This is a genomic window from Streptomyces sp. Q2 (genome assembly GCF_056820935.1).
The window spans coordinates 24,366-46,003 of the sequence record NZ_JBXEJE010000055.1 but is presented as its reverse complement, the minus strand read 5'-3'; the positions used below and the strand labels follow the sequence as shown (position 1 = coordinate 46,003).

Here is a 21,638-nt window from a genome sequence, read left to right as displayed (position 1 = left end):
CTTCTTTGCGACTCGATTTCATTGAAGTCGCGAACCATTGAATATACGCAAAGAAATCCCCCGGGCGCAATTGCCCGGGGGATTTCTTCATGCCGTACGCGGTTCGGAGCACGGGCTCACAGCACGTCGGACAGCTCTTCCAGCAGGCGCCGCTTGGGCCGGGCCCCCACCATCGCCTTCACGGGCTCGCCACCCCGGAACACCATGAACGTCGGCATCGACAGCACCTTGTACGCGTTGGTGGTCTCCGGGTTGTGGTCCACGTCCAGCTGGACCACCTTGAGCCGCTCCCCCTCCTCCGCGGCCAGGGCGCTGAGCACCGGCCCCATCTGCCGGCACGGCGGGCACCAGTCGGCGGTGAACTCCACCAGCACCGGCAGCTCCGCCCCGATCACCTCCGCCGCGAAGTCCGCGTCCGTCACCTCGGTCACACCCGCCGCCTTGATCACTTGAGGTCCCTCCCCAGCTCGCACACCGGCTCCGGACCGCCCGGAACCTCCGCCTCGGCCGCCAGCTCGTCCCGAGCCCGCTCGGCCCTCTCCAGCTGCGCCCCGACCTGGGAGCGCACGGCCTGCAGCTCGCCGATCAGCTCGTCGAGCTCCGACAGCTTGCGCCGGTAGACCGCGAGCGACGCCGGGCACGAGTCGCCCTCCGGATGCCCGGCCCGCAGGCACTCCACGAACGGCCGCGTCTCCTCCAGGTCGAACCCGAAGTCCTGCAGCGTCCTGATCTGCCTCAGCAGCCTCAGGTCGTTCTCGTCGTACGTCCGGTATCCGTTGCCGCCCCGCCGCGCGGGCAGCAGCCCGCGCGACTCGTAGTAGCGCAGCGTCCGGGTCGTGGTCTTGGCCCGCGCGGCCAGCTCGCCGATTCGCATGGGTACGAACGTAAGCCTTGACGCCGACGTCAAGGCAACAGCGGTTTGCGTTCCACCGGGGAGGTCAGCACGATCGACGTCGTCGTACGCCCCAGGGCGGAGATCTCCTCGAGGACCGCCTCCAGGTGGACGGTGTCCCTGACGGCGACCTTGAGGAACCAGCAGTCCTCGCCGACCACGTGGTGCACCTCGGTGATCTCGGGCCGCTCCATCAGTTCCAGGGTCCTCGGGTGCTTCAGGGTGTACCCGCCGTGCGGGTCGACCCGGATGAACGCCTGGATGCCGTAACCGAGCCGGGCCGGGACGACCTGGGCACCGTAACCACTGATCACACCCGCGCCCTCCAGCCGCCGCACCCGCTCGGTGACCGCCGCCGGGCTGAGGCGGACCCGGCGGCCCAGCTCGCTGAGCTTGATCCGGCCGTCGGTCTGGAGGAGTTCCAGGATCTGCCGGTCCAGCGCGTCGAAGGCCACCGACGTTTCGTCGGCGGCGGCGCGCAGATGCCGTGGTTCTTTCGGTGTGGCGGCCGGAACTCCCATGGTTCCCCCTTCAATGCGTGCGTGTACGCCGGGAGAATTATGGTCATGGAAAAGGCACGAGAGGTATTGGTCATCGGCGGCAACCGCTATTTCGGCAAGCGGCTGATCGCGCGTCTGCTGGCGGCCGGAGACCGGGTCACGGTCCTCAATCGCGGCTCTTCCCCTCCTCCTCCCGGAGCGATTCATCTGGTCGCCGACCGCGATGACGAGACATCGCTCACCGAGGCACTCGGTTCCCGCACCTTCGACGTCGTCGTCGACCAGGTCTGCTACACCCCGCGCCAGGCGGCGACCGCCCGCCGGGTCTTCGCCGGCCGGACCGGGCGCTATGTGATGACCTCGACGGTCGAGGTGTACGAGTACGAGGACTCGGCCACGCTCGTACGCGAGGACGCCGTCGACCCGCTGACCGTCCCCGTCGACCTCGAACTCCCCTGGGAGGATCCGGAGTTCCAGGAGTCCCACTACGGCGAGGGCAAGCGGCAGGCGGAGGCGGTCTTCGCGGCCGGCCAGGACTTCCCGTACGCCTCGGTACGCGTGGCCCATGTGCTGGGCGGCGCCGACGACTTCACCGGACGGCTCCAGCACTACGCCGACCGCATCCGCACCGGCGAGCCGATCGCCGTGCCGGCCGTGAACCGGCCCGCCACCTACGTCCACGTCGAGGAGATCGCCGACTTCCTGGCCTGGGCGACGGGCGCGGACTTCACCGGGCCGGTCAACGCGGCCTCCGACGGCTTGCTGACCACCGAGGAGCTGTGCGAGGCGGTGGTCGCGCACTTCCCGGACGGGAAGACGGTCCTGCACCCCGTCGAGGTCGGCGAGGTCTCCCCGTTCTCCTTCACCCGCTCCTACGGCATGGACAACTCCCTGGCCGCCCGGCTCGGTTTCGCCTTCGGTGACGTACGGCAGTGGCTGCCGCGGGCCGTCGCCGACACCCTCGGAAAGGGCGGCAACTGACATGCGGTACCGCACACTTGGCGACCTGCGCGTGAGCGCCGTCGGGCTGGGCGCGATGCCCCTGTCCATCGAGGGCCACCCGGACGAGCCGCGCGCCCTGGCCACCGTGCACGCGGCGCTGGACGCGGGCGTGACCCTCCTGGACACGGCGGACTCCTACCACCTGCCCGGCGCCACGCCCGGCCACAACGAACTGCTGGTGGCCCGCGCACTCGCCGCGTACGGCGGTGACACGGCCGGCGTGCTGGTGGCCACGAAGGGCGGCCGGGGCAGACCGTCCGACGGCGACTGGACGGTGACCGGCGGCGCGCGGCATCTGAAGTCGGCCGCCGAGGCCTCCCTCAAGCGGCTCGGCGTGGACGCGATCGGCCTCTACCAGCTGCACAAGCCCGACCCGGCGGTGCCCTTCGAGGAGTCGGTCGGCGCACTGCGCGACCTGCTCGACGAGGGCAAGATCCGGCTGGCCGGGGTGTCCAACACGGACGCCGGACAGATCCGGACGGCCCGCGAGATCCTCGGTGACCGGCTGGTCTCGGTGCAGAACCAGTACTCGCCGGCCGTACGGGACAGCGAGGCGGAGCTCGCGCTCTGCGCGGAGCTGGGGCTGGCGTTCCTGCCGTGGAGCCCGCTCGGCGGCATCTCGCGCAGCGCGCTGGACGGGCCGTCGCGCGTCGAGGGTCCCCGGCGTTTCGGTGCCTTCCACGACGTGGCCGCCGAGCGCGGGGTCAGCCCCCAACTGGTCTGTCTGGCCTGGATGCTGGCGAAGTCGCCGGTCGTGATCCCGATCCCGGGAGCGAGCCGCCCGGAGACGATCCGCGACTCGGCGGCCGCGGCGGACCTGGTGCTGGACGCGGCGGAACTGGCCCGCCTGGACGAGGCCGTCCGCCGCCCGTAGCGGCGCAGCGCGCAGGGCCCGGTCCATGCCGCCCTCACGCTCGGGCGGTCACCAGCGCGCGCCCGCGCGAGGCGCCGCACAGGTCCTCGACCGTGCGGCCGGCATGGTCGGCGGTCGCGCCCACGATCGCGGTGGAGGTGATCTCGGGGGCCGGGTCCTCGCCGCCCGGAATGAGGTCCTTGAGGACGATCTCCGTGAGACCCAGGTCCACGGGCTGCCGGTCGAGCGACGCGAACGCCGTCGCCCGGATCAACGCGCCCTCCAGCTCGCGGATGTCGCCATGCCCGCCATGCGCCACCGTACGCCCCGTACGTCTCCGTCCGTCCGCCCGTGTCCGCGACGGCTTCCGGGTGGGGTGGACTCCGGACGGGTCGACGGAATGGGGAAGGCCCCCGCGAGACTCCCGCCCACGAACGGTTCAGCGCAGGCCCTCCACACCGGCCAGCTCGCACCACTCCCGCGCGGCCTCCGGGCGCCCGGTCAGCAGCAGGAGCAGCGCGGCGATCGGACCGCGGACCTCCTCGCCCTCCCCGCGCGTCCACCCGATGTCGGTGGCGACGAGCCGTGCCTTCGGCAGCGGCCACGGGCGGGGCGGCACCCGCATGGTCCACACCCGGTCGGCGGCGTCCCGGGCGGCCGCCGGGGGCATCTCGCGCCGGCGGCCGAGGGCCAGGGCGATGTCCTGGCCGTGCACGAGGAGGTCGAGGAGCGGCTCGCGGGGCGAGGTGGTCGGCGCGAGGCGGCGGGAGCCGACGATCGCGCGGAGGTTGGCGACGATCTCGGCGACGGGCCGCTCGGCCTCGCGGACCGCCGAGTCGTGGATCATCCGGTCGAAGTCGCCCCGGGCGAGCACGAACTCGCGCAGGACGGTCCGGTAGCTGAACCGCGCCGCGACGGTCAGATGCGCGGCGACGTCCCTCACCCGCCAGTCCCCGCACCGCGTGGGCGTCTGCCACTCCTCGGGGCTCAGCTGCTCCAGCAGGTCGGCCAGGCTCGTCCGTTCCCGGTCGACGATCTGCCAGCGCTCGTCGGTTCCCAACACTGCGGCACTCATGGGCATCACTCACTCAAGTGGTAAGCTTCTCTGACCAAATTAGTCAGAGACTCTGACCAAAGTCAAGCAGTGTGCAGGAGGCGTCGGCCATGGTGGTGGAGAGCGAGCTCAACACGGGCGTGCTCCTGTTCCTTCCTTACCGTGCCCTGGAGAACCGGGTCTTCAGCGCGCTCGCCGAGGCCGGCTTCGACGACTTCACGCCCGCCCAGGCCCGGGTCATGCAGCGCATCGGCCCGAACGGCACGAGGCTGACCGAGCTGGCCGAGCAGGCCCAGATCACCAAGCAGACCGCGGGCTTCCTGGTCGACCAGCTGGAGAAGGCGGGCTACGTCACCCGCGTGCCGGACCCCACGGACAAGCGGGCCCGGCTGGTGTGCGGGGCGGCGAAGGCGTGGGCGGCCAAGGAGGTCGCGGACGCCGTGGTCGCCGAGGTCGAGCGGGAGTGGGAGGCACACCTCGGCAAGCGCCGTATGAAGCAGCTGCGGGAGGCGCTGACGGTGTTGCGGGAGATCACGGATCCGTGGGCGTGAGGCGCGCGCTCGGGTCCGGTGATCCCGGGCCCCCGGCTCGGCTCCGCCGGCCGTGACACGCAAGAGGCGGGTCCGCCTGCCGTGGTCGTCGTACCGACCGCGGCAGGCGGACCCGCCTCGATGCCACCGGACCGGTGGCGGGCTGAGCGACTGCGGAAAGCGACCGGGCGGCTGAGCTACGGGGGAGTACTCAGCCGCCCGGAGGCGTGGGGGCGGGCCCGGGTTCAGGCGCCGGGCCCGTCCCGGCTGTGGGGCCTGTCGGACCTTGGCTTCGGGCCGGTCAGGCCTTGGCTTCGGGCCGGCCGGACGGGCCTTCGAGCCCGTCGGACCTTGACTTCGAACCCGTCGGATCAGGCCTTGGCCAGTTCCTTCTCGCCGCCCTGCTCGGGGATCTCGGCGTGGGTGTCGTCCTGGGGCTCGGCATCGTCCAGGAGCGTCTTCTCGTCGAACGGGATCTGTCCGGCGAGCACCTGGTCGACGCGCTCGCGGTCGATCTCCTTCGTCCAGGTGCCGATCAGGACGGTGGCCACCGCGTTGCCCGCGAAGTTCGTGAGGGCGCGCGCCTCGCTCATGAAGCGGTCGATACCGACGATCAGGCCGATGCCGTCCACCAGGGCGGGCTTGTGCGACTGCAGACCACCGGCCAGCGTGGCCAGACCGGCGCCGGAGACACCGGCCGCACCCTTGGAGGCGACCAGCAGGAAGAGCAGCAGCGGGATCTGCTCGCCGATCGACATCGGCGTACCCATGGCGTCGGCGATGTACAGCGAGGCCATGGTCATGTAGATCATGGTGCCGTCGAGGTTGAAGGAGTAGCCGGTCGGGACGGTGATGCCGACCACCGGCTTGCTCACGCCCAGGTGCTCCATCTTCGCGATGAGTCGCGGCAGCGCCGACTCGGACGACGAGGTCGACAGGATCAGCAGGAACTCACGGCCCAGGTACTTGAAGAACGTGAGGATGTTCAGACCCGCGACCAGGCGCAGCATCACGCCGAGCACGATGAAGACGAAGAGGAAACAGGTGGCGTAGAAGCCGAGCATCAGGACGGCGAGGCTCTTGAGCGCGTCGACGCCGGCGGAGCCGGTGACGGCGGCGATGGCGCCGAAGGCACCGATCGGCGCGGCCCACATCACCATCGCGAGGATGCGGAAGACGAGCCGCTGGATGTGCTCCACCCCGCGCAGGATCGGCGCACCGGTCGAGCCCATGGCCTGCAGGGCGAAGCCCGCGAGCAGGGCGACCAGCAGGGTCTGCAGGACCGTGCCCTCGGTGAAGGCGGAGATCATCGTGGTGGGGATGATGGAGAGCGCGAACTCGACCGGCGGCAGCGCCTCGTCGCTCACCTGCTCGTGACCGGCGCTCTTGATCGCCTCGGTGATGTGCAGGCCCGTGCCGGGCTCCAGGATGTTGCCGACGACCAGGCCGATGGCGAGGGCGACCAGCGACATCACCATGAAGTAGCCGAGCGCGATACCGCCGACGGCACCGACCTTGGCGGCCTTCCGCACGGAGCCGATGCCCAGCACGATCGTGCAGAAGATGATCGGCGAGATCATCATCTTGATCAGGTTCACGAACCCTGTGCCGAGGGGCTTCAGCTCGATGGCGAAATCGGGTGCGGCAAGCCCCACGGCGATGCCCGCGGCGACCGCGATGATCACCGCGATGTAGAGGTAGTGGGTGCGGTCCCGCTTGGCTTTGGGTGTAGCTGCCGTATTGGCTGCGCTGCTCACGGCGGCCCTCCTTGACGACGTCGTCGGCATCACCGGCGTGCGGCTCACGTCCGGGGGATCTGCATGGGGATGTGCAGGGGGTTCAGCATCGGGTTCTGCATGGGGGGATGCGGTGACTATCTCCCGTCGTGTGAGGGCGGTCACCCTTCCGTTCATTTAGTTCACAATCAGCCACGAGGCAGACTGACGGCATGCACGTCCGTGTCCCGAGACCCCGCAGCCTGGCCGGCCAGCTCTTCGCCATGCAGGCCGTGCTCATAACGGTGCTCGTCGCCGGGTACGCGCTGTTCACCTACATCAGCGACCGCGGCCAGGCCGAGGACGCCGCACGCCGGCAGGCCCTGGCGGTGGCGCGATCCGTCGCCGACTCCCCCTCCGTGCGGGAGGCGATCGGCACCTCCGACCCGACGGCCGAGCTCCAGCCGTACGCCCTGCGGGTCATGCGGGACACCCAGGTCGACTTCGTCACGATCATGAACCCGCAGGGCATCCGCTGGACGCACCCCGACAAGGACGAGATCGGCCAGCGCTTCCGCGGCCACATCGACCGGGCGCTGAAGGGCGAGTCCTTCACCGAGACGTACACCGGCACGCTCGGCCCGTCGGTCCGCGCGGTCACTCCGGTCCAGGACGACGACGAACGGGTCGTCGGCCTGGTCAGCGCCGGCATCAGGGTCGACGAGATCAGCAAGCGGGTGCAGGGCCAGCTCACGGCCCTGCTCGGCGTCGCGGGCGGCGCGCTCGCGATCGGCGCGGTCGGCACGTACGTCGTCAACGCCCGGCTGCGCCGCCACACCCACAACATGAACGCGGCCGAGCTCAGCGCCATGCACGACTACCACCAGGCCGCGCTGCACGCCGTACGGGAGGGGCTGCTCATGCTCGACGGGCAGTACCGTGTGGCGCTGATCAACGACGGCGGACGGGAGCTGTTGGGTGTGTCGGGCGATGTGGTGGGCCGGTCCGTCGCCGATCTCGGGCTGCCGGTACCGCTGACGGGCGCGCTGCTGGCGTCGGAGCCGCGGGTGGACGAGGTGCACCTGACGGCTGACCGGGTGCTGGTGGTGAACACCTCGCCGGTGTCGGGAGGCGAACACCGGGGCACCGTCGTGACCTTGCGCGATGTCACCGAACTCCAGTCGTTGATGGGCGAGTTGGACTCCGAACGCGGCTTCACCCAGGCTTTGCGCTCCCAGGCCCACGAGGCGGCGAACCGACTGCACACGGTGGTCTCGCTGATCGAGCTGGGGCGGGCGGAGGAGGCGGTGGACTTCGCGACCGCCGAACTGGAACTGGCCCAGGCGCTGACCGACCAGGTCGTGGCGGCGGTGAGCGAGCCGGTGCTGGCGGCCCTGCTGCTGGGCAAGACGGCTCAGGCCAACGAGCGGGGCGTGGAGCTGGTGGTCTCGGAGGAGAGCCGGCTGGACGACGGTCTGCTGCCGCCGTCGCTTCCCTCCCGGGACCTGGTGACCATCCTCGGCAACCTGATCGACAACGCGGTGGACGCGGCCCAGGGCAGTGCGCGGGGCCGGGTGACGGTGACCGCGTACACGGCGGACGGCGAGCTGGTGCTGCGCGTGTCGGACACCGGCGCGGGCGTCGACCCCGCCCACGCGGACGCGGTCTTCCAGCGGGGCTTCTCGACGAAGCCGTCGGGGCCGGGGGGCCGGGGCCTGGGGCTGGCGCTCGTACGGCAGGCGGTGAACCGGCACGAGGGGGCGCTGGCGGTGGCGGGGGCCGACGGGGGCGGGGCGGAGTTCGAGGTGCGGCTGCCGCTGGCGGGCAGGGCCGAGCGGGACGCGCTGGAGCGGCGAAGCTCCGAGCCGGCGACGCGGGGGGCCGTGCCGGGGAGCGCGGCTGCCGGGAACAGGCCGACGGCTGCCGGGGACGGGACGACGGCCGCCGAGGGCACCGCGACGGTTTCCGAGGGCAGTGCGGTTTCCGGGGGCAGTGCGGTTTCTGGAGGCGACGTATGACGACGGCCGAGCAGCATCCCATCCGTGTCCTGGTCGTCGAGGACGACCCCGTCGCCGCCGACGCGCACGTCATGTACGTCAACCGGGTCCCGGGCTTCGCGGCCGTCGGCAAGGCGCACACCGGTGCGGAGGCGCGGCGGGCGCTGGAACGTACGGCGGTGGACCTGCTGCTCCTCGACCTGCATCTGCCGGACGTGCACGGGCTGCAGCTGGCCCGGTCACTGCGTGCGGCCGGGCACCACGCGGACGTCATAGCGGTGACGTCGGCGCGGGATCTGACCGTGGTGCGGGAAGGGGTCTCGCTCGGCGTCGTGCAGTACGTACTGAAGCCCTTCACCTTCGCCACCCTGCGGGACCGCCTGGTGAGGTACGCCGAGTTCCACGCGGCGGCGGGTGAGGCCAGCGGTCAGGACGAGGTGGACAGAGCCCTGGCGACGCTGCGGGCACCCGGGCCCGCGGCGTTGCCGAAGGGGTTGAGCGGGCCGACGCTGGAGCGCGTGACCGTGGCACTGCGGGACTGCGCCGAGGGCCTCACGGCTACCGGGGTGGCGGAGGCGGTGGGGATATCGCGGATCACGGCCCGGCGCTATCTGGAGCATCTGGTCGACTCGGGGCGGGCCGCTCGGAGCCCGCAGTACGGAGCGGTGGGGCGGCCCGAGTTGCAGTATCGGTGGGTCAGGGGTGAGCGGGGGGACGTGGAGCGGGGGCGTTAGGGCAGTCGGCAGGGAAGGCAGACCCGCCGCGCTCTCGGTCGTGTCGGGCGTGGCAGTCACAGTGCGAGTCAGTCTCCCGCCGGAGGCACCGGAGGCACCGACTCATCCGGCGAGACCGACTGGTCCGGCGGCACCGGCAACACTCCCGCGCGGAACGGCTCCACCCCCACCACCCTGCGCACCCGCACCGGCTCGATCAGGAGCATCACCCGCCGCTCCCCCGGCAGCAGCCACGGATACCGCTCCTGCCCGATGTACTTCCGCGTGAGCCGGTCCATGGACCGCTCCGCCTCCTCCCCCTCCACGAACCGGACGACCCGCCCCCGGATCTCCACCCGGTCGTAGGGGTTGTCGGCGTCGTGGTGGGAGAGCGAAACGTTCGGATTGCGCCGCAGGTTCTCCTCCTTCACACGGCCGATCGCGGTGTTGACCATGACGTACTCACCTTCGACGTCCGCCCACATGGGCGAGACCTGCGGAGTGCCGTCCGGGCCGACGGTCGCGAGGTGCCAGAAGTTCGGCGCCCGCAGACGCTCGCGAATATGCCCCTCTACCTTGCCGTTCACCTCGTACACGACAGCCACGCTCCTCCCGGGCGCCCGGCCGGCCGCCTCGCCGCCATCCTCGCCACCGCTCCCGCGCAACCGACAGACGATCTTCGGCCACCCCGAACAGACGGCCGGAACCGTACGTTCCCACAACCTGTGATCCTGGCCGAACAGACCGTAGTCACCGCACGCCCGCACCTCTACGTTGTGGCCCGTGCGCCGACCCCCAGCCCTACCGAACCAGCCCGGTCCCCCGTTCAACGCCCCCGCCGCCCGCAGGCTCCGTGCCGCGCTCAGCATGGGCCCCGAGCACGTCGCCTACGGTTTGCGCGCCTCGTACGGACTGCCGTACGTGACGCCGGACCTGGTCACGGCCTGGGAACGCGGGGCCGCCTCACCCACCAGTCCCGAACTCACGGCCCTGGCAGGCGTGTTGTGGTGCTCGCCCGGTGAACTCATCGACCGCCCGCGGACCTTGCGCGAGCACCGCATCAGCCACGGTCTCGCGCCCGAGGACGTCGCGCGCGCCGTCGGGCTCGAACTCCTCGCCTACCTCCACATGGAGGAGCACGACGAGTGGCGCGGCACCGACCGTCAGTCCGCCGCGCTCGCCGACCTGCTCGACCTGTCGCTCCCGGACTTCGTCACCGTCACCGGGCGCGAGCCACGGCTGGCCGAGCACCTCCGCAGCGCCGTCACCACCCGCTGGCAGGCCTACGCCCGCCCGGTCGCCAAGCTCGTGCCCCTGGACCGGCGCCTTGTCGAGGACACCCTCCAGGAGCTGCACCGGGAGTACCAGGGGCAGATGGTGGCCACGCTCAGCTGGGGCGGCGACAGCGGCCGCTCGGTCGCGGCCGGCCAGGACTTCCTCGACCGGATCGTGGACCGGTTCTGGACGACGGTCCGCGACAGCACCGGCTAGACCCGCCGGGACGGGGGCGAAGATCCGGCAACCCCGGCCGGCCCCGGTGGACGGGATCGAAGACCCTGCAACCCGGCCAGTACCCGCCGGACGGCCTAGAAGACCGACTCGGCCTCGTCCATCCGGTCCTTCGGCACCGTCTTCAGCTCGGTCACGGCCTCCGCCAGCGGCACCATCACCACGTCGGTGCCCCTGAGCGCGGTCATCCGGCCGAAGTCGCCCCGGTGCGCGGCCTCCACCGCGTGCCAGCCGAAGCGGGTGGCGAGGACGCGGTCGAACGCGGTCGGCGTGCCGCCGCGCTGGACGTGGCCGAGGATGACCGGCTTGGCCTCCTTGCCGAGGCGGCGCTCCAGCTCGAAGGCCAGTGCCGTACCGATGCCCTGGAAGCGCTCGTGGCCGAACTGGTCGATCGCGCCCTTGCCGTAGTTCATGGTGCCGTCGGCGGGGTGGGCGCCCTCGGCTACGCAGATCACGGCGAACTTCTTGCCGCGGGAGAAGCGCTCCTCGACCATCTTGACCAGGTCGGCCGGGTCGAAGGGGCGCTCGGGCAGGCAGATGCCGTGGGCGCCGGCCGCCATGCCGGACTCCAGGGCGATCCAGCCCGCGTGCCGGCCCATGACCTCGACGACCATCACGCGCTGGTGGGACTCGGCGGTGGTCTTGAGGCGGTCCATCGCCTCCGTGGCGACGCCGACCGCGGTGTCGAAGCCGAAGGTGCGGTCGGTGGAGGAGATGTCGTTGTCGATGGTCTTCGGAACGCCGACCACCGGCAGACCGGCGTCGGACAGCATCCGGGCCGCGGTCAGCGTGCCCTCGCCGCCGATCGGGATCAGGGCGTCGATGCCGAAGTCCCGGGCCTCCTCGGCGAGGTGCGCGCAGGCCTCGCGCAGCCGGTCGCGTTCCAGACGGGAGGAGCCGAGGATGGTGCCGCCGCGGGCGAGGATGCCGCTGACGCCGTTCAGGTCGAGGGAGCGGTAGCGGCCGTCCAGCAGACCCGCGAAGCCGTCCTCGAAACCGATGACCTCGTCGCCGTAGTTGTCGACCGCTCGGTGCACGACCGACCGGATCACGGCGTTCAGGCCGGGGCAGTCGCCGCCTGCGGTGAGCACTCCGATGCGCATCGTGCTGTGTCTCCTGCTCGCTGTTGATACCGGTGAGCCAGGTTCGATTCTTTCACGTCCGCCAGGCCGGTGCCGCATCCCGTCCCGGCGGGTGCCTTATCTATCGTGAGAGGTATTGTCAAGAGGGTTCTGCTCACCTCGGTGGGCGATTTTTATGGACCAGGTTCCTGGACGCCAGACGAAACGGAGAACACGCGTGACCCGCAGCGTGTACGTGACCGGTATCGACCGCGGCGACGGCCGCCAGGTCGTCGAGCTGGGGGTCATGGAACTCCTGACCCGGCAGGTCGACCGGGTGGGCGTGTTCCGTCCGCTCGTCCACGACGGCCCCGATCGGCTGTTCGAGCTCCTGCGGGCGCGCTACCGGCTGACCCAGGACCCCGGCACGGTCTACGGCATGGACTACCACGAGGCGTCCGCCCTCCAGGCCGAGCAGGGCGCCGACGAGCTGGTGTCGACGCTGGTCGACCGCTTCCACCGGGTCGCGCGGGACTACGACGTCGTCCTCGTCCTCGGCACCGACTACGCCGACACCCAGTTCCCCGACGAGCTGTCCCTCAACGCCCGCCTGGCGAACGAGTTCGGCGCCTCCGTGATCCCGGTGGTCGGCGGCCGGGGGCAGACCACCGAGTCCGTGCTCGCCGAGACCCGCAACGCCTTCCGCGCCTACGAGGGCCTCGGCTGCGACGTCCTCGCCATGGTCGCCAACCGGGTCGCCCGCGACGACCGGGACAAGATCGCCGAGCAGCTCGACACCCGGCTGCCCGTGCCCTGCTACGTCCTGCCGGACGAGCCCGCCCTCTCCTCGCCGACCGTCGCCCAGGTCGCGCACGCGCTCGGCGCCAAGGTCGTCCTCGGCGACGACTCCGGGCTCGCCCGCGACGCGCTGGACTTCGTCTTCGGCGGGGCAATGCTGCCGAACTTCCTGGGCGCCCTGACCCCGGGCTGCCTGGTCGTCACCCCCGGGGACCGCGCCGACCTGGTGGTCGGCTCGCTCGCCGCGCACAGCGCCGGCACCCCGCCGATAGCGGGCGTCCTGCTCACCCTGAACGAGGTGCCGAGCGACGCCGTCCTCACCCTCGCCGCCCGCCTCGCCCCGGGCACCCCGGTGCTCTCGGTGCCCGGCAACAGCTTTCCCACCGCCGCCGAACTCTTCGCCCTGGAGGGGAAGCTGAACGCGGCGACCCCGCGCAAGGCGGAGACCGCGCTCGGTCTCTTCGAGCGGTACGTCGACACCGCCGAGCTCAACGGGCGCGTCTCCGCGCCGAGCAGCGACCGTCTCACTCCGATGATGTTCGAGCACAAGCTCCTGGAGCAGGCCCGCTCCGACCTGCGCCGCGTCGTGCTGCCCGAGGGCACCGAGCCGCGGGTCCTGCACGCCGCCGAGGTCCTGCTGCGCCGCGGGGTCTGCGACCTCACCCTGCTCGGCCCGGTGGAGCAGATCCGCAAGAACGCCGCCGACCTCGGCATCGACCTGGGCGGCGCCCAGCTGATCGACCCGGCCACCAGCGAGCTGCGCGACTCCTTCGCCGAGAAGTACGCCCGGTTCCGCGCCCACAAGGGCGTGACGGTCGAGCTCGCGTACGACGTCGTCTCGGACGTGAACTACTTCGGCACCCTGATGGTGCAGGAGGGCCTCGCCGACGGCATGGTGTCGGGCTCGGTGCACTCCACGGCCGCGACCATCCGTCCGGCCTTCGAGATCATCAAGACGAAGCCGGACGCCGACATCGTCTCGTCCGTGTTCTTCATGTGCCTGGCCGACAAGGTCCTCGTCTACGGCGACTGCGCGGTGAACCCCGACCCGAACGCCGAGCAGCTCGCCGACATCGCCATCCAGTCGGCCGCCACCGCCGAGCAGTTCGGCGTGGAGGCACGGATCGCGATGCTGTCGTACTCGACGGGCACGTCAGGCTCGGGCGCCGACGTCGACAAGGTGCGCGAGGCGACCGAGCTGGTGCGCTCGCAGCGACCCGACCTGAAGACCGAGGGGCCGATCCAGTACGACGCGGCCGTCGAGCCGACGGTCGCCGCGACGAAGCTGCCGGGTTCCGAAGTCGCCGGACAGGCCAGCGTGTTGATCTTCCCCGACCTCAACACCGGCAACAACACCTACAAGGCCGTGCAGCGGTCGGCCGGCGCGATCGCCGTCGGGCCGGTGCTGCAGGGTCTGCGCAAGCCGGTCAACGACCTGTCCCGGGGCGCGCTCGTCCAGGACATCGTCAACACCGTCGCCATCACCGCCATCCAGGCCCAGTCCCCCGCCGCGTCCCCGATCGAGAAGGCTTCCGCCCAGTGAGCTCCACGCGCGTCCTCGTCCTCAACTCCGGTTCCTCGTCGGTGAAGTACCAGCTGCTCGACATGCGGGACAGCAGCCGGCTGGCCGTGGGGCTCGTCGAGCGCATCGGCGAGGAGACCTCCCGGCTGAAGCACACGCCGCTGACCACCGGTGCCTCCCGCGAGTGGAGCGGGCCGATCGCCGACCACGAGGCCGCGCTGAAGGCCGTGGCCGAAGAGCTGTCGAAGGACGGGCTCGGGCTGGACTCGCCGGAGCTGGCCGCGATCGGGCACCGGGTGGTGCACGGCGGGAAGTCCTTCACCGAGCCGACGGTGATCGACGACGCCGTGCTCGCCGAGATCGAGCGGCTGATCCCGGTGGCCCCGCTGCACAACCCGGCCAACCTGACCGGCATCCGCACCGCGCGGGCCTTGCGCCCCGACCTCCCTCAGGTCGCCGTGTTCGACACCGCCTTCCACACCACGATGCCGGAGTCGGCCGCCCGCTACGCGATCGACGTGAAGACCGCCGACGAGCACCGGATCCGGCGCTACGGCTTCCACGGGACGTCACACGCGTACGTCTCCCGGGCGACGGCGAAGCTGCTGGGCAAGGACCCTGCCGACGTCAACGTGATCGTGCTGCACCTGGGCAACGGGGCGTCCGCCTCGGCGGTCAGGGGCGGTCGGTGCGTGGACACCTCCATGGGGCTGACGCCTTTGGAGGGGCTCGTGATGGGTACGCGCTCCGGAGACATGGACCCGGCCGTCATCTTCCATTTGATGCGCGTTGGCAAAATGTCCACGGACGAGATCGACACTCTTCTCAACAAGAAGAGCGGATTGACCGGCCTGTGCGGGGACAACGACATGCGGGAGATCCGCCGCAGGGTCGACGCGGGTGACGAACAGGCACAGCTGGCCTTCGACATCTACATTCACCGCTTGAAGAAGTACATCGGCGCCTATTACGCGGTGCTCGGCCGGGTGGACGCGATCGCGTTCACGGCCGGGGTCGGCGAGAACGCGGCGCCGGTGCGGGAGGCCGCCGTGGCGGGCCTGGAGGAGCTGGGCCTGATGGTGGACGGCGAGCTGAACGCGATACGCGGCGACGAGCCGCGGCTGGTCTCGCCCGCCCACGCGCGCGTGGCGGTCGCCGTGGTTCCGACGGACGAAGAACTGGAAATCGCCACTCAGACTTATGCACTCGTTGCACTGGTCGAAAAGAACAACTGAGCGACCGCCCGCCCATTTGTATCTTCCGCCAGACGGAATATTCCGTAGCGAAACAAACCGATAGGATCGCCCCATGCGCCGTTCGAAAATCGTCTGTACTCTCGGCCCCGCGGTCGACTCCCACGAGCAGCTGGTGTCGCTGATCGAGGCCGGCATGAACGTGGCCCGCTTCAACTTCAGCCACGGCACCCACGCCGAGCACCAGGGGCGGTACGACCGTGTCCGTGCCGCCTCCAAGGAGACCGGCCGCCCCATCGGCGTCCTCGCCGACCTGCAGGGCCCGAAGATCCGCCTGGAGACCTTCGCCGAAGGCCCGGTCGAGCTGGAGCGTGGTGACGAGTTCGTCATCACCACCGAGGACGTGCCCGGCGACAAGCAGAGCTGCGGCACGACCTACAAGGGCCTGCCCGGTGACGTGACCAAGGGCGACCAGATCCTCATCAACGACGGCAACGTCGAGCTGAAGGTCACCGAGGTCGAGGGCCACCGCGTCAAGACGATCGTCATCGAGGGCGGTGTCGTCTCCGACCACAAGGGCATCAACCTGCCCGGCGCGGCCGTGAACGTCCCGGCGCTGTCCGAGAAGGACGTCGAGGACCTGCGCTTCGCGCTGCGCATGGGCTGCGACATGGTCGCGCTGTCCTTCGTGCGCGACGCCAAGGACGTCTCGGACGTCCACAAGGTGATGGACGAGGAGGGCCGCCGGGTCCCCGTCATCGCCAAGGTGGAGAAGCCGCAGGCGGTGGAGAACATGGAGGACGTCGTCGCGGCGTTCGACGCCGTGATGGTGGCCCGTGGCGACCTGGCCGTCGAGTACCCGCTCGAGAAGGTCCCCATGGTGCAGAAGCGCCTCATCGAGCTGTGCCGCCGCAACGCCAAGCCGGTGATCGTGGCGACCCAGATGATGGAGTCGATGATCACCAACTCCCGCCCCACCCGCGCCGAGGCCTCCGACGTGGCCAACGCGATCCTGGACGGCGCGGACGCGGTCATGCTGTCGGCGGAGTCCTCCGTGGGCGCCTACCCGATCGAGACCGTGAAGACGATGTCGAAGATCGTCACCGCGGCGGAGCAGGAGCTGATGTCGAAGGGCCTGCAGCCGCTGGTCCCCGGCAAGAAGCCGCGCACCCAGGGTGGTTCGGTCGCCCGTGCCGCCTGCGAGATCGCCGACTTCCTCGGCGGCCGGGGCCTGGTGGCCTTCACCCAGTCCGGCGACACCGCCCGCCGACTGAGCCGCTACCGCGCCTCCCAGCCGATCATCGCCTTCACCACCGACGAGAGCACCCGCAACCAGCTCACGCTCAGCTGGGGCGTCGAGTCGCACGTCGTGCCGTTCGTGAACAGCACCGACGAGATGGTCGACCTCGTCGACCAGGAGATCGCCAAGCTCAACCGCTTCAACCCGGGCGACATCTGCATCATCACCGCGGGCTCGCCCCCCGGCGTCGCCGGCACCACCAACATGCTGCGCGTCCACCACCTCGGCGGCGCGCGCGACTGACGGTCCCCCGAGGGCCGTTGCGGCCCGGCCCGGGAAGGGCCTTGTACGGCGCGGAGGGCGCCCCCTGTGACAGGGGGCGCCCTCTGCTGTGTGCGGCTCCCGAACGGGCTTGTGACGGCCTTCAGTCGGTCGTGTACTGCTGCATCCCGGGGACGTGCAGCGTTCCGCCGAACTGGGCGGCCTGGGTGATCTTCACGTTGGTGAAGTAGATCAGGGGGATGTTCAGCGGCGGCGGGTGCTCCGGGTCGAACGTGATCGGGATCAGCCCGAGCAGGTTGCCGGAGATCTTCTCGGTGTACATCACCGTGTCGCCGTCGGTGATCGTGGACGTGGAGCCCTTGGCCGCCTGCACGTGGTAGGTCTTGCCGTGCTCCTTGACCAGTTGGTGCAGGTCGCCGATGTCGGTGCCGCCGGATATGACGTACTTGAGGACCTTCTTGGTCTTGCCGCTGGCCGTCTTCACCTCGACGATGCCCTGGTAGTCCGCGCCCTTCAGCGTCAGCGAACTGGCCTCCAGGTACCAGGGGTCGTCCGCCACCAGGATCTTGTTGTCGACGTCGCCCTCGGCCTTGGTGGCGACCGGGCAGTCCTCGGGGTCCGTGGTGGAGCTCGCGGAGGGGCTCGGCGTGGCCGTGGCGTCGGCGGCGGCCTCGGCCGCCTCCTGCACCGCCTTCGTGGTGTCCTCGGCCGTCTTCGACGCCGTGTCGGTCGTGTCCTTCACGGTGTCGTCGACCGTGCCGGCGACCTTCTCGGTCGTGTCCTTGACGGCGTCGGAGGGGTCCTTGGCGGCGCTGTCCGTGCCGTCGGTGCTGTCGGTGCTCTCCGAGGCGGACGGGGACGCGGTCGGCGTCGGGCTCGCGCCCTCCGACGTCTTGTCACCGCCCGTGAAGATGCCGGTGATCGCGTCGCCGATGTCGTCCAGCAGGTTGCCGCCGTCCGTCGCGGACGGCGAGGGGCTCGCCGTGGCGGTGTCGCCGGAGGAGTTGCTCTCCTTGCTCGGCGAGGCCGAGGCGGACGGGGTGGGGTCGGCCGCGTCGTCGGAACCTGAATCCGACGAAGAGGAGTCACCGGAACCCGAGTTGTCCGAGCCGGCGCCCGTGTCCGAGGAGGACGTCGCCGAAGGGCTCGGCTTCGCCGCGTCGGCCTTGTCGTCGTCCGCCGAGGCGTCGTCGCTCGTCGAGGCGGACGGGGACGGAGTGGCCGAGTCGGACGTGCCCTCCAGGGCCGCGACACAGTCCTTGTACTCGTCGGCCTTCAGGCTGTTGGAGGCCGGCTGCTCGTCGGCGAGGGCGAGCGTCGGCGTGAACCCGATGCCCATCAGAACCGCCGTCGGCATCGCGGCCATGGCTATCGCCTTGCCGGCCGGCACGTGGAACCTGGTGAACAGCGGCTTCTTGGGCGCGGCGTGACGGGGACCCGTTCTCGCCTGTGGCGGAATCACGGGGCTCTCGCCGCGGATCTCGTCAGCCGACACGGTACCCCCCGTTGGATCCCTCGGCCCAGGCGCTCTCGGGCGTCCGGTCCGCCGGCCCGCCGGTCGCGGGGTCCTGCGCGTGGTACGGCGCTCCCGGCTCACCGACGGCGCCCTCGGATGCGGGCTCCACGGCACTGTCGTCCGCGGGGCCCTTCTCCGCCTCGCGCGGTCCGGCGCCCGGCACCTGAGGCTTGCCCGGTGCCCATGAGACGGCGAGCGCGCCGCCGAGCATCGCGAGCAGGAAGCCGATGATGAAGCCGCCTATGTTGGAGACGACCAGGGACACCAGGGCGAGGACGGTCGCCGCGACACCGGCGAAGACCCGCGTGGCCTGCTGGAACCACATGGTCAGACCGAGTGTCACCAGCAGTACGCCGATGATGAGGGAGCCGGCACCCGCTGTCGTCGCCATGGCGAGCGACATGGTGCCCAACTTGAGGGTGGCGTACGGGAAGTAGGCGATCGGCACCCCGCCGAGCAGGGTGAAAAGGCCTGCCCAGAACGGCCGGGTGCCCCGCCAGTCACGGAATCGCAGACGCAACCGGGTAAACGTCCCGGCGCTCTGGACCGGAGTCTCGGCACTCATGGAAAACAGCTCCCTGGGTCCGGTTGAAGTACGTACCGGCTCGGCCGTAGGCGTGGAGAAGCCGGAAGTCTGGGTGGGTGCACGTGCCCGGCGCGAGGCGTCGGGCAGGACGTGCGGGGCGGAGAAGCGGCGAACTCCCCCGCCCCCATGGGCAGCTCAGCTGTCCAAGGACGCCCCTGCGGCGTGAGCCGTCAGAAGCACTCCATCTTGGCGTCGGTACCGAGACGCATCTTCAGGCCACTGAGCTTGAAGGTGCCGGCCGTGGTCGCCCACGCCGTCTGCTCGACCTTCGTCAGGTCGGCCGAGTCGGCCTGCTGAGCGAAGCCGCCGGGCAGCACGTTGTCGCCGGTCTTGACGTCAGGACCCTTGGTCTGGTCCTTGACCGCAACACCGATGTCGATGTTCTTGAACGTCGCATCGGCGTCGAGCTGGGCGACGTCGATGTAGAGGTTCTCGGCCTCGACCTTGTGCTTCGCGTCCGGGCCCGCATCGAGACGGAGGTAGATCGTCTTCCCTATGAGGGGAATCTCCGTCTTGACGGACTGGCACATGTTCGTGATCTGAGCGGTCTTGAACGACGAGATCGCGACGGGACGAACCGTCTTGTTCTTGCCGTCGGTCGACGTGTAACCGGTGTCGATACCGCCGTACTGGGCAAAACCCTGGCCCTCAAGGTGCCCGGCCGACACCTTGAACTCCTGGCCGGACACGCTGAACGACGCGGCCAGCGCACCCTGCGCCAGCCCGACACCCACACATGCGGCCGCGGCAACGCTGGGCACCATGACCACAGCGAAGCGCTTCCATCTGGTCCCGCCACGCACCTGGGACTCCATATTTCCTCCTTCTCGGACGTACATCTCCTGGCCTTGACTGCCCCTATCGAAGCGACGGCTCAGCCGGGCAGGGATGGGAGAAGTGCTACGTCCTCGGGAAGGGGAGCGCCCGCGCTCGAGGCGCGAACCGCACCCGAATCACCGGCGATCACCCCCGAGCGACAACCACTGGTCGCGCCTGACACGCATCACGCACAACCTTGCTGGACAGGCTTCGCCGAGCGGCGAAGACCCCCCTGCCCAAGGGCCGACATCACTGTCGTCGACCCTGCTCGGTGGGGACCCAAGGAATCCCGTCCGCCCAACCGGCTGCCGGGGTACGGGAATGGACCGAGCGTCGCCGATCGTGGTGCATTCTCGCCGCCGACACAAGGGGGTTCGTTACTCGCTAGTAACGGCCGGATAACCGAACAACGACCCGCTGGTCTCGGCCGACGACGCTCGGTGTCAGACAGGGGTTGGACAAAAACATTGATCGTTGGACAGATTCCGACAGACCAACGCCTCTGACTTACTCCAAGTAACAGCGGCCGCGTTTACCAAGATTTGGTAAAGCGCGGCCGCAGTGGCCCCCTGTCGGCCAATTTTCACTCGGGCATCACATGCCTCGGCGTTTAGGGACAGGTCAGAACCTGCCCCCCCGCCCCGGTCAGAACAGGGCGCGCGCCAGCGCCCTGCGCGCCGCCGCCACCCGCGGATCATCGCCGCCGACCACTTCGAACAGCTCCAGCAGCCGGAGCCGTACGGCATCCCGGTCGTCGCCCGCGGTGCGCCGCACGGTGTCGATGAGCCGTCCGAACGCGTCCTCCACGTGTCCGCCCACCAGATCCAGGTCGGCGGCGGCGATCTGCGCCTGGGCGTCGGCGGGCCTGTCGGCGGCGTCCTTGCGCACCTGCTGCGGGTCGAGCCCCTGCACGCGATGGAGCAACTCGGCCTGGGCGAGCCCGAGTTTGGCCTCACTGTTGCCCGGGTCGTCACTCAGCACGTTCTTGTACGCCTGGACCGCACCGCCGAAGTCCCCCGCGTCCAGGGCGCGTACGGCGGCTTCGAGGAGCGTGTCGTGCGGCCCCTCGGGCATCTCGGGAGCCGCCTGGGCTCCACCGGCACCGCCGGGCTCGGCGTCGGGGTCGACGGCCAGACCGGTGAGTCCGAAGCGCTGCTCGGCCACCTCCACCAGCTGGTCCAGGGTCTGGCGGATCTGCGCCTCGCCCGCGGCCCCCTGGAAGAGCGGCAGGGCCTGCCCCGCGACCACCGCGAAGACGGCCGGGATCCCCTGGATCCCGAACTGCTGCATCAGCATCTGGTTGGCGTCGACGTCGATCTTGGCGAGGACGAAGCGCCCGTTGTACTCGAGGGCGAGCCGCTCCAGGACGGGGCTCAGCTGCTTGCAGGGCTCGCACCACTCGGCCCAGAAGTCGATGACGACGGGCACTTCGGCGGACCGCTGCAGGACATCCCGCTCGAACCCGGCCTCATCGACATCGATGACGAGATCGGCCGGCGAGACGCCACCGGCGCCGCCGCCCTGCCGGGCGGCTTCGGCCCGCGCCTGCTCCGCCTTCGCCTTGGCCTCTTGGGCCGCCTTCACCGCGGCGAGGTCGACGACTCCGCTCATGGACATGTTCCGTGGCTGCATGCGTACATCCTCCCCCGTTCCCGCGCCCATGTGAAAAGCGTTGTGAAAGCCGGTCGTGCCCTCGGGTGTTCGGCGCCGGGTCCCCACCCCACGCCGTGCGTGTCCGCGTCGCTCGCGTACGTCCGTCACGTGCTTACGCTACGAGTCGTAGCGTAATGGCACCGAGTGCCTCCGGGACACCGGAATCCGGTGATCTCCCTCACCGGGATCGGGAAACGGCCGGT

Annotated in this window: 20 protein-coding genes and 1 pseudogene; 9 read left to right on the top strand and 12 right to left on the bottom strand. The window is 70.3% G+C overall.

Going from position 1 to position 21,638, the window contains the following annotated elements; translation table 11 throughout:
- Positions 1 to 116: 116 nt before the first annotated feature.
- The 3 genes from ACWBNA_RS41560 to ACWBNA_RS41550 are packed head-to-tail and all read right to left on the bottom strand — an operon-like array spanning position 117 to position 1,413.
- Positions 117 to 431 carry a thioredoxin family protein gene (locus tag ACWBNA_RS41560; protein WP_383877555.1) on the bottom strand — a complete coding sequence of 105 codons (315 nt, stop codon included), beginning with the start codon at positions 429 to 431 and terminating at the stop codon, positions 117 to 119.
- A 14-nt stretch (positions 432 to 445) separates the two neighbouring features.
- The gene (locus ACWBNA_RS41555; protein ID WP_482709780.1) at positions 446 to 874 is read right to left on the bottom strand and encodes a MerR family transcriptional regulator; all 429 of its coding nucleotides are present in this window, start codon (positions 872 to 874) and stop codon (positions 446 to 448) included.
- A 29-nt stretch (positions 875 to 903) separates the two neighbouring features.
- Positions 904 to 1,413 (bottom strand): Lrp/AsnC family transcriptional regulator, encoded by a 510-nt coding sequence (locus ACWBNA_RS41550; protein ID WP_482709779.1) that lies wholly within the window; start codon positions 1,411 to 1,413, stop codon positions 904 to 906.
- 45 nt (positions 1,414 to 1,458) lie between these two features.
- On the opposite strand from ACWBNA_RS41550, the gene ACWBNA_RS41545 reads away from it, so the two are divergent.
- Positions 1,459 to 2,373, top strand: coding sequence for an NAD-dependent epimerase/dehydratase family protein (locus ACWBNA_RS41545; protein ID WP_482709778.1), 915 nt, complete (start codon positions 1,459 to 1,461; stop codon positions 2,371 to 2,373).
- A 1-nt stretch (position 2,374) separates the two neighbouring features.
- Positions 2,375 to 3,268 (top strand): aldo/keto reductase, encoded by an 894-nt coding sequence (locus ACWBNA_RS41540; RefSeq protein ID WP_482709777.1) that lies wholly within the window; start codon positions 2,375 to 2,377, stop codon positions 3,266 to 3,268.
- A gap of 40 nt (positions 3,269 to 3,308) precedes the next feature.
- On the opposite strand, the pseudogene dnaA reads toward ACWBNA_RS41540, so the two are convergent.
- Both dnaA and ACWBNA_RS41530 read right to left on the bottom strand, forming a co-directional pair.
- Positions 3,309 to 3,545 (bottom strand): annotated as a pseudogene (dnaA, locus tag ACWBNA_RS41535) (chromosomal replication initiator protein DnaA); the annotation flags it as partial.
- Between the two features lie 141 nt (positions 3,546 to 3,686).
- Positions 3,687 to 4,322 carry a maleylpyruvate isomerase family mycothiol-dependent enzyme gene (locus ACWBNA_RS41530; protein WP_482709776.1) on the bottom strand — a complete coding sequence of 212 codons (636 nt, stop codon included), beginning with the start codon at positions 4,320 to 4,322 and terminating at the stop codon, positions 3,687 to 3,689.
- A gap of 89 nt (positions 4,323 to 4,411) precedes the next feature.
- Here ACWBNA_RS41530 and ACWBNA_RS41525 point away from each other — a divergent pair, with 89 nt between their 5' ends.
- Positions 4,412 to 4,852 (top strand): MarR family winged helix-turn-helix transcriptional regulator, encoded by a 441-nt coding sequence (locus ACWBNA_RS41525; RefSeq protein ID WP_482709775.1) that lies wholly within the window; start codon positions 4,412 to 4,414, stop codon positions 4,850 to 4,852.
- Between the two features lie 350 nt (positions 4,853 to 5,202).
- Here the strand turns inward: ACWBNA_RS41525 and ACWBNA_RS41520 are convergent, their stop codons facing one another.
- Positions 5,203 to 6,618, bottom strand: a complete 1,416-nt coding sequence (locus ACWBNA_RS41520) for a cation:dicarboxylate symporter family transporter (protein ID WP_482709788.1) — start codon at positions 6,616 to 6,618, stop codon at positions 5,203 to 5,205.
- Between the two features lie 161 nt (positions 6,619 to 6,779).
- Here ACWBNA_RS41520 and ACWBNA_RS41515 point away from each other — a divergent pair, with 161 nt between their 5' ends.
- Both ACWBNA_RS41515 and ACWBNA_RS41510 read left to right on the top strand, forming a co-directional pair.
- The gene (locus ACWBNA_RS41515) at positions 6,780 to 8,564 is read left to right on the top strand and encodes an ATP-binding protein (RefSeq protein ID WP_482709774.1); all 1,785 of its coding nucleotides are present in this window, start codon (positions 6,780 to 6,782) and stop codon (positions 8,562 to 8,564) included.
- Positions 8,561 to 9,277, top strand: a complete 717-nt coding sequence (locus ACWBNA_RS41510) for a response regulator (RefSeq protein WP_482709773.1) — start codon at positions 8,561 to 8,563, stop codon at positions 9,275 to 9,277. The genes ACWBNA_RS41515 and ACWBNA_RS41510 overlap by 4 nt, the downstream gene beginning before the upstream one ends.
- 68 nt (positions 9,278 to 9,345) lie before the next feature.
- On the opposite strand, the gene ACWBNA_RS41505 is transcribed toward ACWBNA_RS41510, so the two are convergent.
- Positions 9,346 to 9,861, bottom strand: a complete 516-nt coding sequence (locus ACWBNA_RS41505; RefSeq protein WP_482709772.1) for a PPOX class F420-dependent oxidoreductase — start codon at positions 9,859 to 9,861, stop codon at positions 9,346 to 9,348.
- 178 nt (positions 9,862 to 10,039) lie between these two features.
- Here ACWBNA_RS41505 and ACWBNA_RS41500 point away from each other — a divergent pair, with 178 nt between their 5' ends.
- The gene (locus ACWBNA_RS41500; RefSeq protein ID WP_482709771.1) at positions 10,040 to 10,747 is read left to right on the top strand and encodes an XRE family transcriptional regulator; all 708 of its coding nucleotides are present in this window, start codon (positions 10,040 to 10,042) and stop codon (positions 10,745 to 10,747) included.
- A gap of 95 nt (positions 10,748 to 10,842) precedes the next feature.
- On the opposite strand, the gene ACWBNA_RS41495 is transcribed toward ACWBNA_RS41500, so the two are convergent.
- Positions 10,843 to 11,868: an ATP-dependent 6-phosphofructokinase gene (locus tag ACWBNA_RS41495; RefSeq protein WP_482709770.1), complete on the bottom strand. Its 1,026-nt coding sequence runs from the start codon at positions 11,866 to 11,868 to the stop codon at positions 10,843 to 10,845.
- A 196-nt stretch (positions 11,869 to 12,064) separates the two neighbouring features.
- Here ACWBNA_RS41495 and pta point away from each other — a divergent pair, with 196 nt between their 5' ends.
- From pta to pyk, 3 genes are all read left to right on the top strand, one after another.
- On the top strand, positions 12,065 to 14,167 hold the full coding sequence (gene pta, locus ACWBNA_RS41490; protein WP_482709769.1) for a phosphate acetyltransferase: 2,103 nt from the start codon (positions 12,065 to 12,067) through the stop codon (positions 14,165 to 14,167).
- Positions 14,164 to 15,381 carry an acetate kinase gene (locus ACWBNA_RS41485; RefSeq protein ID WP_482709768.1) on the top strand — a complete coding sequence of 406 codons (1,218 nt, stop codon included), beginning with the start codon at positions 14,164 to 14,166 and terminating at the stop codon, positions 15,379 to 15,381. The genes pta and ACWBNA_RS41485 overlap by 4 nt, the downstream gene beginning before the upstream one ends.
- Before the next feature lie 73 nt (positions 15,382 to 15,454).
- A complete protein-coding gene (pyk, locus tag ACWBNA_RS41480) occupies positions 15,455 to 16,882 on the top strand; it encodes a pyruvate kinase (RefSeq protein ID WP_482709767.1) in 1,428 nt (475 codons plus the stop codon).
- 121 nt (positions 16,883 to 17,003) lie between these two features.
- On the opposite strand, the gene ACWBNA_RS41475 is transcribed toward pyk, so the two are convergent.
- From ACWBNA_RS41475 to ACWBNA_RS41460, 4 genes are all read right to left on the bottom strand, one after another.
- Positions 17,004 to 18,356, bottom strand: coding sequence for a hypothetical protein (locus tag ACWBNA_RS41475; protein ID WP_482709766.1), 1,353 nt, complete (start codon positions 18,354 to 18,356; stop codon positions 17,004 to 17,006).
- On the bottom strand, positions 18,346 to 18,942 hold the full coding sequence (locus ACWBNA_RS41470) for a DUF6114 domain-containing protein (RefSeq protein WP_482709765.1): 597 nt from the start codon (positions 18,940 to 18,942) through the stop codon (positions 18,346 to 18,348). The genes ACWBNA_RS41475 and ACWBNA_RS41470 overlap by 11 nt, the downstream gene beginning before the upstream one ends.
- A gap of 191 nt (positions 18,943 to 19,133) precedes the next feature.
- Entirely contained in the window at positions 19,134 to 19,778 is a 645-nt protein-coding gene (locus ACWBNA_RS41465; protein ID WP_482709764.1) for a DUF6230 family protein, read from the bottom strand.
- A gap of 649 nt (positions 19,779 to 20,427) precedes the next feature.
- Entirely contained in the window at positions 20,428 to 21,414 is a 987-nt protein-coding gene (locus ACWBNA_RS41460; RefSeq protein WP_482709763.1) for a tetratricopeptide repeat protein, read from the bottom strand.
- Between the last annotated feature and the right edge of the window lie 224 nt (positions 21,415 to 21,638).